The sequence below is a fragment of the Endozoicomonas sp. genome (assembly GCF_051008435.1).
In the GTDB taxonomy this organism is placed as follows: Bacteria; Pseudomonadota; Gammaproteobacteria; order Pseudomonadales; family Endozoicomonadaceae; genus Endozoicomonas_A.
In genome coordinates this window covers 1-10,168 of record NZ_JBPCXO010000338.1, presented here as the reverse complement: position 1 = coordinate 10,168, position 10,168 = coordinate 1, and the positions used below count along the sequence as shown (strand labels likewise).

The 10,168-nt window shown below is 47.2% G+C and carries 11 protein-coding genes; 4 read left to right on the top strand and 7 right to left on the bottom strand.

All coding sequences use genetic code 11. From position 1 onward, the window contains the following. Positions 1 to 96 precede the first annotated feature (96 nt). Positions 97 to 309: a hypothetical protein gene (locus ACR2PX_RS17030; RefSeq protein WP_434000557.1), complete on the bottom strand. Its 213-nt coding sequence runs from the start codon at positions 307 to 309 to the stop codon at positions 97 to 99. Between the two features lie 216 nt (positions 310 to 525). Between ACR2PX_RS17030 and ACR2PX_RS17025 the strand changes: the two genes are divergently transcribed. Continuing rightward, complete coding sequence (locus ACR2PX_RS17025; RefSeq protein WP_434000556.1) at positions 526 to 1,812, top strand: amino acid permease; 1,287 nt, start codon at positions 526 to 528, stop codon at positions 1,810 to 1,812. Between the two features lie 102 nt (positions 1,813 to 1,914). Then, on the top strand, positions 1,915 to 3,336 hold the full coding sequence (locus ACR2PX_RS17020) for an L-serine ammonia-lyase (protein ID WP_434000555.1): 1,422 nt from the start codon (positions 1,915 to 1,917) through the stop codon (positions 3,334 to 3,336). 41 nt (positions 3,337 to 3,377) lie between these two features. Here the strand turns inward: ACR2PX_RS17020 and ACR2PX_RS17015 are convergent, their stop codons facing one another. Genes ACR2PX_RS17015 through cyoA form a run of 6 tightly spaced genes read right to left on the bottom strand, consistent with a single transcriptional unit; the run spans position 3,378 to position 8,119 of the window. Further along, on the bottom strand, positions 3,378 to 3,695 hold the full coding sequence (locus ACR2PX_RS17015; protein WP_434000554.1) for a hypothetical protein: 318 nt from the start codon (positions 3,693 to 3,695) through the stop codon (positions 3,378 to 3,380). Further along, on the bottom strand, positions 3,682 to 4,299 hold the full coding sequence (locus ACR2PX_RS17010; protein WP_434000553.1) for a hypothetical protein: 618 nt from the start codon (positions 4,297 to 4,299) through the stop codon (positions 3,682 to 3,684). The genes ACR2PX_RS17015 and ACR2PX_RS17010 overlap by 14 nt, the downstream gene beginning before the upstream one ends. Positions 4,300 to 4,310: 11 nt before the next feature. Next, a complete protein-coding gene (gene cyoD, locus ACR2PX_RS17005; RefSeq protein WP_434000552.1) occupies positions 4,311 to 4,613 on the bottom strand; it encodes a cytochrome o ubiquinol oxidase subunit IV in 303 nt (100 codons plus the stop codon). 9 nt (positions 4,614 to 4,622) lie between these two features. Further along, positions 4,623 to 5,225 (bottom strand): cytochrome (ubi)quinol oxidase subunit III, encoded by a 603-nt coding sequence (locus ACR2PX_RS17000; RefSeq protein WP_434000551.1) that lies wholly within the window; start codon positions 5,223 to 5,225, stop codon positions 4,623 to 4,625. Next, positions 5,222 to 7,222, bottom strand: coding sequence for a cbb3-type cytochrome c oxidase subunit I (locus ACR2PX_RS16995; RefSeq protein WP_434000550.1), 2,001 nt, complete (start codon positions 7,220 to 7,222; stop codon positions 5,222 to 5,224). The genes ACR2PX_RS17000 and ACR2PX_RS16995 overlap by 4 nt, the downstream gene beginning before the upstream one ends. Before the next feature lie 3 nt (positions 7,223 to 7,225). Next, positions 7,226 to 8,119, bottom strand: a complete 894-nt coding sequence (gene cyoA, locus ACR2PX_RS16990) for a ubiquinol oxidase subunit II (RefSeq protein WP_434000549.1) — start codon at positions 8,117 to 8,119, stop codon at positions 7,226 to 7,228. Positions 8,120 to 8,334: 215 nt separating this feature from the next. Between cyoA and ACR2PX_RS16985 the strand changes: the two genes are divergently transcribed. After that, the gene (locus ACR2PX_RS16985) at positions 8,335 to 9,744 is read left to right on the top strand and encodes a hypothetical protein (protein ID WP_434000548.1); all 1,410 of its coding nucleotides are present in this window, start codon (positions 8,335 to 8,337) and stop codon (positions 9,742 to 9,744) included. A 98-nt stretch (positions 9,745 to 9,842) separates the two neighbouring features. Then, entirely contained in the window at positions 9,843 to 10,163 is a 321-nt protein-coding gene (locus ACR2PX_RS16980; protein WP_434000547.1) for a hypothetical protein, read from the top strand. The last annotated feature ends 5 nt before the right edge of the window (positions 10,164 to 10,168 follow it).

The following is a 10,168-nucleotide window of genomic DNA, read 5'->3' as shown; positions in this document are numbered from 1 at the left end:
AGCGGAACAATTATGAACACAAGCTGATGCTGTAGATTAGACTGCAAAGTGTATGAAAACTGTACTCTCTTACCAAAAGTACAGCCTGCTCGCTCATTACCTCAAAGTTAAGCGGGACTTAAGGTCCAGTAAAGTTGACTTGCCACTGCCATTTTCTCCGACCAGGAAAGTCACCGACTCATGAAGCGCAAGCTTTTCTCTCAGCCCATTGACGGCCGCAAGGGAGAATGGATACCGACGACCGTCTTCGATTTTTTCAGTTTTCAAAGCGATAGAACGGAGATATTGCCTGCTTTCAAACGAGTCCATAGACGGATACACCTGGTTCCATAAACAAAAAAATTAACTATAGAGCGTATAACTTTGCCGATCATTCAACTCAGTTGATCCCCCATTCAAAAGAAATAGGTATCAATAATGATTATTTAACAAATAAATTACATTTCTTGCTCTCGGTCAATATTCAGCCAGTCGAATCGCCGTATATTCTGCGCCGTTTTCTATCACACACTCGAAGTTGCCGATATGCAAGAAGCTATAATCACCCGGCCTGAAAAAATTGAATCCAATGAATCTACCAGTCAAAAGAATAGTCGTAGAGACAGCCACTGGTCACTGACATTGTTTGGCACTGCAGTAGGGGCTGGCGTGCTCTTCCTGCCTATCAATGCAGGTCTTGGTGGCATCTGGCCACTGATTATCATGACCCTGCTCATTGGTCCCATGACCTTCCTGTCTCATCGGGGACTGACTCGACTTTGCCTATCCTCTTCCAAAGCGAATAGCGATATTACCGAAACGGTCCAGGAACATTTTGGTGATAAATCTGCCTTACTGATCACCTTTGGTTACTTTGCTGCCATTTTCCCTATCCTGATGATCTACGGCATAGGTATCACCAATACGGTTTCCAGCCTGATGGTTAATCAGCTGGGGTTTGAGGCTGCTCCAAACCGGGCCTTGCTGAGTTTCGTTCTGGTTGCAGGGTTAGTTGGTGTGATGACGTTCGGACAACAAATGGTTCTTAGAGTCACCTCTGCCATTGTTTATCCCTTGATTGCTGTGCTCATTGGTCTGTCGCTGTTCCTGGTACCTGAATGGAATGTAGCTGCACAGTTCAGTGAAGTGCCTTCTACCGGGGACTTCTCCAAAACGCTTTTCCTGACAATCCCGGTTCTGGTGTTTGCATTCAATCACTCCCCTGCCATTTCCTCATTCTCAACAGCTTACCGAAAAGAACTGGGTGACCAGGCCGAGCCGAATGCCAGCAAAACGCTCAAACGCACTACTCTGATGCTGGTTGGCTTCACCATGATGTTTGTTTACAGCTGCGTTATGACACTGAGCCCTGGTGAACTCATGCAGGCCAAGCAAGCCAACATTTCGATCCTGAGCTTTTTTGCCGAACGCTCTGACAACATGGCCTTTGCCTGGCTGGCACAGATGGTGGCACTGATTGCTATCAGCTCATCGTTCTTTGGTCATTATATGGGGACACGAGAAGGTCTGAACGGGCTGGTCAACATGCAGCTGAAAAAGAAAGCCATGCCAGTCAATCAGAAAATCGTTGATCGTGGCATAATGGTCTTTATTACCCTGATTGTCTGGCTAACAGCCTATCTCGACATCAGTGTGATGGGTATAATCGAAGCCATCGTATCACCCATCATTGCCGGTATTCTTTTCATCCTGCCTGTGTATGCGGTGAAGCGCGTTCCAGCCATGAAAAAGTATCAGTCCGGATCCAATCTGTTTGTATTGGTCATGGGCATTATTGCCATAACAGGCTTTATCGTTTCACAGCTCATCTAATATCGGTTACCCCCGGCGGGCTGTGTACATATTCGTAATGATAAACGTCTGGCTATGAAGCACACTAGCCAGACGACAATAACCAAAAGTTGACACTACGGCATGCTGAGTATTTTTGACATTTTCAAGATTGGTATTGGTCCTTCCAGTTCCCACACTGTTGGCCCAATGTGGGCAGGACAACGTTTTGTATCCGAACTTCATGAAAAAGCCGGAATCGATAAAGCAGCAACCGTTAAAGTTAATTTGTATGGCTCACTGGCATTAACAGGCCATGGACACGGCACTGACAAAGCCACCCTTCTGGGCCTTGCCGGTTTTAAGCCTGATACCGTCGACCCCGATGAAGCCGATAATCTTGTTGCACTCATCAAGCAGAACCAGGAAATCAAACTGGGTGGTCAGCATTCTGTCAGTTTCGACTACGATTCACAGATGGTTTTCAACAATGAAACCTGCCTTCCCGAACACCCCAACGGCATGCAGATTCTGGCCAAGGATCGGGACGGTATAGTGATTTATGAAAATACCTATCTTTCCATTGGTGGCGGTTTCATAAAAACACTGGAAGAATTTTCCCAGCCAGAAGCCTCAGCCAACACTGAAAAGAGCTCCGATGAGGCTGAGATTCCCTACCCCTTCCGATCAGCAGAGCAATTACTAAACCTTTGTCGTGAGAACAACCTCTCCATTGCCCAACTGACAATGGCTAATGAAGTCGCCAGACATCAAGGCGACCTGAACACCGTTCACAGCAAAATCGACAGTATCTGGACGGTCATGAAAGCCTGTATTGATCGCGGACTGTCCCAGGAAGGTCACCTGCCGGTCAGCGGTGTTAAACGCAGATCTGCCGACATGCACAAATACCTGATGGCAAATCCCGAAACCATGCTGAGTGATCATTTTGCCATCATGGACTGGGTGACACTGTTTGCCATGTCGGTTAACGAAGAAAATGCCTGTGGTGGTCGTGTAGTGACTGCACCCACCAATGGAGCTGCCGGTGTCATTCCGGCTGTATTGTCGTATTACACTCGCTTCATCTCCAGAAATAACACCCAGGGCGTCCGTGACTTTGTTGCCACAGCTGCTGCCATCGGATCACTGATCAAGATGAATGCTTCCATTTCCGGAGCAGAAGCCGGTTGTCAGGCAGAAGTGGGATCTGCCTGCTCCATGGCTGCAGCCGCTTTGGTAGCCGTACAGGGTGGAACCATTGAACAGGTCGAAAATGCGGCCGAGATTGGTATGGAACACCATCTGGGTATGACTTGTGATCCTATCGCGGGTCTGGTGCAAATCCCTTGTATCGAAAGAAATGGCATGGCGGCTATCAAAGCAATCACTGCTGCTCGTCTGGCTATGCGTGGTGATGGTACACACGCAGTATCACTGGATAGCTGCATTGAAACCATGTATCGCACCGGTCTGGATTTGCAGGCTAAATACCGGGAAACCTCACTGGGTGGACTTGCTATTTATGCCAGGGAAGTCAAAGAATATAACGCGATTGTAGCCTGACTCCATTGGCGGCACCCCTTATTATTGGTTGCCGCCAACGCTTATTTTATATAGCTGCCCGTCGGTGAACCATAAGCGGATGGATGATTAAAATAGCCCGAAAGCATTTCATCGGCTCCGAACTTTTGCATCAGTGACTTTCTATCCATCAAATACTGCTTTTGATTCCGAAGCCGATAGCCACTCAGCTCACACTGTACATCACTCTCACACTGGGGTGACAAACCAATAAAGCTGATCAGATTATATTGATAACCCTTGCTCAAGAAAGCTTCCGCGTATTTGTCTAACTCGGATTTATCCATGACATAAAATTTCGCGATACCCGGAAATAAAACCAGATACTTATTCCCTGACAAATAGATCATCCACAATTGAAACTGGAAGCTTTCGCCACCCTGTGCAGAATGACCCAACCCAACTACATGACCCGACTACATGACCCGACTTCAGCTTGGACATGTGCAAATTTAATTCTGCACTGATGATTCTGAACGATAGCTTTCCCCCAGCATAGTCAGCTGCCAGATAATAAAATATCCTGGAAGGACTCACTAATGTTCTGCTTTCATCATATAAAACTGCCTGCCAACCACTGGCCAGCAGATAGGCCAATCTTCTGCCCAAATCATGAACATGCCACTGCAGTTCCTCACCGTCGACTAAGAACTTAATCTCTTCAGCAGTCGAATACAAAAATCTATCGTTAGTCATGTCTAATGACGGCAACTTGAAACTGGCCTCATCACTACCGTGTGGCACCAGAAGGTTATAATACGACAGAGTCACCCCAGCGACTTTATCGGTAAGGGTGACTTCTCCTTTGGAGAGGGAAATCTTAATAGTCAGTGCATGAACCGATGAACTTATCAGTATCAGGATCATTGCCAGAAGTAAGCCGATAACTGAGTGATGAACGAAGGTAACGAGTAAACACACCCGTTTTGTCATAGCTCCCTCCATACAGCCTGCCTTCACATCATTCTGAAATTAAGATCAAAAAGTATCCAGATAGTCCCACCTACCATGATAAAAATCAAAACTCCGGCAAAAAATAGTGTCGCCAGATAATCTTTTCCTGTGTGCTTTAGGCTGATGTTTAAAAAGTAGCGTAAATGCACCAGAACTTGAATCAGGGCACACAGTGCAATGATGCCAAACAGGACTTTGGCGGAGAATGCTGACGACCATACAACCCAGAAAGGGATCACGGTAAGAACAACGGCCAGCACAAGTCCTGTAAGATAACCCTTGAGACTGTGTTCGTGTGCTTGCACAAATACCTCCTATATAAAGACCGGCAGATAAACCACAGAAAAGATCCCAATCCAGACAATATCCAGAAAATGCCAGAACAACCCGAGGCGAAACAATCTGGAACAGACCTGTGGAGTCAATCCTTTGCACAGCACCTGAAAAACCATCATCAGGATTCCAGCCATGCCAACACTGACATGAACACCGTGGGTAGCTACAAGAGTGAAAAAAGACGAAAAATAACCACTGGCCTGAGGTCCTGCTCCCTGACGGATCATTTCGATGAATTCAACCACTTCCAGATACACAAAAGAGACACCAAAAACGATGGTTACGATGAGCCAGAACATCACTGACGACCGTCTTTTTTGCAAAGCTGCCAAGTAGGCAAAACCAAACGTCACACTGGAAACCAACAAACACGCTGTTTCAAGAAAAACATGTTTGAGGTCAAAAAAATCAATGGGTTCCGGACCATTCGCCGTATTCCTGAACATACTGACGTAAGTGGCAAACAACAGTGCAAAAATAATGGCATCGGTCATGAGATAGAGCCAAAAACCAAACGCCCGGTTATCGAGACACTCCTCATGATGTTCAGCCAAAATCTGCTGGTGAATATCCCGATTCATGAAGACGCTCCTGTCACTGAAACCTGGCCATCAGCCATCAAGGCCACCTTTCTTCTATTCTCAATGTCTCTAATGATCTCTTCGCTAATGACTTCCTCTCCCTGATCATTACAACTTCTACCGATCACTACGGCGACCACCCCTGTCATGGCCAAAATGGCCAGCCACCAGATATACCAGACAAATGCAAAGCCCACTAAAAACCCGAATAACCCAATCAGAACCCCTGCCCCGGTATTCGCTGGCATCACGATGGGCTGGTATTGATCAGGAAATGAATAAGCCACACCTTGCTTTTTCATCTCCCAAAACGCATCCACCGAGTTAACCTTTGGTACAACGGCAAAATTATAAGGCGCTGCCGGTGAGGAAGTGGCCCACTCCAGGGTTCTGCCATCCCATGGATCCCCCGTCAGATCAACGTTTTGCTTCCGATCCCTGATACTGGCGTAGAACTGCATAAAGATGCTGAAAATACCGACTAAGACTATGCATGAGCCTGCAAAAGCCACCAGCAGAAAAGGTTGCCAGTCAGGATTCGTGTATTGCTCCAGTCTTCTCGGCATACCCAGAAAACCCAGTGCATAGAGCGGCATAAAGGCAAGATAGAAGCCAACAAACCAGCAATAGAACACCATCTTTCCCCAGAACTCATTGAGTTTGAAACCAAAGGCCTTGGGGAACCAGAACTGAACGCCTGCAAAATACCCGAACAGTGCGCCGGGAATCAGCATGTTATGGAAGTGGGCCACCAGAAAAGTCGTGTTATGCATCAAGTAATCGACTGGTGGAATCGCTAACAAGACCCCGGTAATACCACCAATGACAAAGGTAATGATAAATCCGATGGTGAATAGCATGGCGGAATGAAAAACAATTCGCCCCCTGACCATGGTAAAGAGCCAGTCAAAAATTTTGACACCGGTAGGTACCGCAATAATCATTGTGGCAATACCAAATATGGCATTGACGTTGGGGCTTGAACCCATAGTAAAGAAGTGGTGAAGCCAGACAGTGAACGACAATAGTCCAATAGCCATAGTGGCATAAACCAGTGAAGGATAACCAAACAGCCTTTTTTTTGAGAAAACGGCTACCACTTCAGAGAAGACACCAAAAGCGGGCAGAATCAGGATGTAAACTTCAGGATGCCCCCAGATCCAGATCAGGTTGGCAAAGTTCATCATATTGCCGCCCAGATCATTGGTGAAAAAGTGCATACCCAGAGTCCGGTCCAGTCCCAGTAACACCGCCACAACGGTCAGAGCAGGAAAAGCAAAAGCCATTAAGATACTGGTGCAGAATGAAGTCCAGACAAACAAGGGCATCTTCATCAGATTCATACCCGGGGCCCGGCACCGTAGAATCGTAGTAATGAAGTTGATTCCGGTCATGGTACTGCCAACACCACTGACCAGCAGCGCCCAGATCCAGTAATCCACTCCCACTCCCGGGCTGTAGCCAATACCTGAATAAGGTGGATACCCAGTCCAGCCAGCGGTAGAGAACCGCCCGATCACCAGTGATATACCCATCAGCCCGGCACCGGCAGCGGTTAGCCAGAGGCTGACTGAATTCATGAAGGGAAAGGCTACATCCCTGGCCCCTATTTGCTGGGGAACCACCACGTTGATCAGGCCAGTAAGAAACGGCATGGCCATAAAAAAGATCATGATCGTACCGTGAGAAGTAAAAATCTGTTCAAAATGTTCCGGTGGCAGATACCCTTCACTGTTCAGAGCAATAGCTTGCTGGGCACGCATCATAATGGCATCAATAAATCCTCTTACCAGCATGACCAGGGCAAGGACGATATACATCACCCCGATCCGCTTGTGATCAACACTGGTCAGCCACTCTTTCCATAAATAGCGCCACTTACCCGCCCAGGTCACTGCCAGAGCCACCAGGAGCACAGCCATTATGGTAACAACAGCCCCTCCCATAGCTACCCAGCTATAGAATGGCAGCGCATCTATTGTCAGTCTGCCCAACATGGCTTACTCCAGATTTCTGGGTTTTTGCAAAGGTAAAGCACCGTTTGCTCCGGTGTATTTGCCAATAATTCGACTAAACAGATTCGGTTCAACCCATGAGTAGTACTCCACAGGGTGTTTTTTCTCAGGCTTGAGCAGCTTTTGATAGCGCCCATCATCCAGTCGATTATTGGCGCTTCTGACTTTATTCAGCCACTGATCAAAGTCGATTTCAGAAAGGGACTGAACCTCAAACACCATATGGGGAAAGCCCCGACCACTGAACTGGGTGTTTCGTCCGGTATAACTTCCGGGTCCATAGGCTTTGAGATTCAAACGGGTTGTCATCCCCGCCATGGCATAAATCTGACCGCCCAGAGCAGGAATCATGAACGAAGTCATGACCGTGTCTGAAGTAATCTCGATATTCAAAGGTCTGTCAGAGGGGAAGGCCAACTCATTAACCACGGCTACCTGCTGATCCGGGTAGATAAAAAGCCATTTCCAGTTCTGGGCAACCGCCTGCACTCTAAATGGCTTCACATCACTGGCCAGAGGTTTATAAGGATCCAACCGGTAGGTGTAGATGACGACCAGTACTCCAATCACCACGACAATCACCAGAGGCCCGGTCCAGATAAACAATTCAACTAAAATGGAATGATGCCAGTCCGGGCGATAAGCCCCTTTACCATTAGCCCGATAACGCCAGCAAGACCAGAAAGTAATCAGGTATACCGGTAACAAGGTAAAAAGCATGATGACAGAAGCCAAAAAGAGCAGATCCCGCTCAATTTCCGCTACAGGTCCTTTCGGATAAAGAATGGGTGAGGACTGCATGCTGCAACCCAGCAACAGAAAAAGTGCTAACAGAATGGTCAGCCATTTTGACAAAAAAACAGTACAACTGGATTTCATGAATGAATTCCACTGTCACAGAGAACCGATCAGGAAGAGCCGTTTAAGGCACCATACAGCGTAGATCAAAACCGGAAACAATGAGCTGAACTCCAAGTAATTGAGTCAAGTAATCACTAAGTCTCATCGACTATGGTCGGGTACTGCCCAGGGAATCCTCTCTACTGTTCTGTGTCTTACATTGAACTGATTAAATTTATTAAAGGATCACAAGGATGCTGACAACAGACCCAGTGCTCACCGTTGAAAAGGGCATAACAATGCCAACCAACACTCAGGATGGATTAAGTTCATCTCGAAACACGGGTCATATTGGCTGGTTTCCCGTTCGCCTGATCACCTGGTCCTGTTCTGCATTAAAATATCTGGCCTGTGAAGCGGCTGAGTATTTTCATTGCCCTGAAAAGAATCTTGAACAGAGAAAAATCAAAACCGTCTTTGTCGGAGCTGGCCCCATTGGCTTGTGGGCTGCCATTCAGCACAAACTGAACAACCCGGATGCCGACATCCAGATGTTTGACAAACATTCCAATTACACTCGAAAGCACACAGTTCGTGTCGATCTCGACAGTTTCAAAGGTGCCAAAATGAACCTTGGCCTAAAGTTTCTGAAGATGAAATTTGAGCACTTGCACGGTCGCATTGGCTGTAACGTATTGGAAGAGCAATTGCTGGGTATCGCCAAAGACCTGGGAATCAAAGTCAATAATAACGGTGCAGAAGTGACTGAAATTGGTCCGGACAGCATCACCCTGAAAGATAAAACCGTCATCCACTACGATCAACTGGTGGGTGCTGACGGTGCCCACTCCAAAATGAGAAAAGCCTTACAGAGCCAGTCACTGGAAAAGGGTGAAGCAGTGGATCTTAAAGCCTTTGGCAGAGAAGACAAAAACGAAGAATTCTCCATGCGTCGCGAGATTCAATATCGAGCCAGAGTTCGTTATCAGGTCAAAGGCAACACCAAACGATTGAAAAGTACCTGGCTTAGCTGGATGAAGCATTACTACCCAGTCAGTAAACTGTTTGGTTCCCCTGTTGATGAGCACATTGGCCCATTAAAAGACAATGGTACAAGAACCATCACCCTGGACTTTTTCGTTAATCAGGACGAATACGATGCCCTGTACAAGGATGGCAAAGGGTTCAATCTCAGCCACCCGGCCAATCTGACTGACTTGCCCGAGAGCCTGTCGAAAAAGATCAGAACCTGGCAAGAGCTGAAACACCGTAACGGCGAAGTCAACGTGGAAGGCAGCGTAGAAGCCACTCCCTATGCCCTGATGTATTTTCAGTCCAAAAAAGTCACTGCGGTTACCAGCCAGGACAAGCCCGTGTATCTGGTTGGCGACTGTGCCACAGCACTGCCCTACTTCCGTTCCCTGAACAATGGCTTGAAATGTGCCAACGGGCTGGGTGCGTCGCTTGCCAGAGGTGATAGAAAACCCCACAGATCTAAAGCCCTGACAGACAACTATGATCGACTGGTTGATCTCAGAGCCAGAAAAGAGTTTGTAGTAGCAAGACTTAAGGACAGAGCTGTCAGTCTGTTAAACGGCACGCTTCGACTGGTTAACCGCTCACCTTTACAGCTGAGCTATTTTAAAGTCCAACCTGCCAATTGATAACCAGTTGGTTACCTGAACTAACGGGAGACAGCCCTAACCCCACTCAATGATTCTAAAATCAGATAGAGATAAAAACGAATAGGAAGGTATCGTTTATGAGAGTACAAGGACAGTCAACCGGAAGGCCGCAGCAGTCAGATACTGAAAACCTGCCGCAACCCATCAGGGGTCGTTCCCATCACAGGGACGTTGAATCACTGCCCGGTCTGGGTAGTCTGCTTTATAAGCTGGCTGAGTTTTTTGAAGACATGGCTTTGGAACTGAAGCCACTGGGAAATTACCTTTGTGGGGTGTTTACCGCTACTAAAAACCTGCGACAATCAGTGATTCTCTGGGTTTATCTACACCGTCAACACGGCTGCATACCGGAGTATGTCTTACGCCACTCTTGTGTAGGGTTTAAGGTCGAGCTGTAACGTGT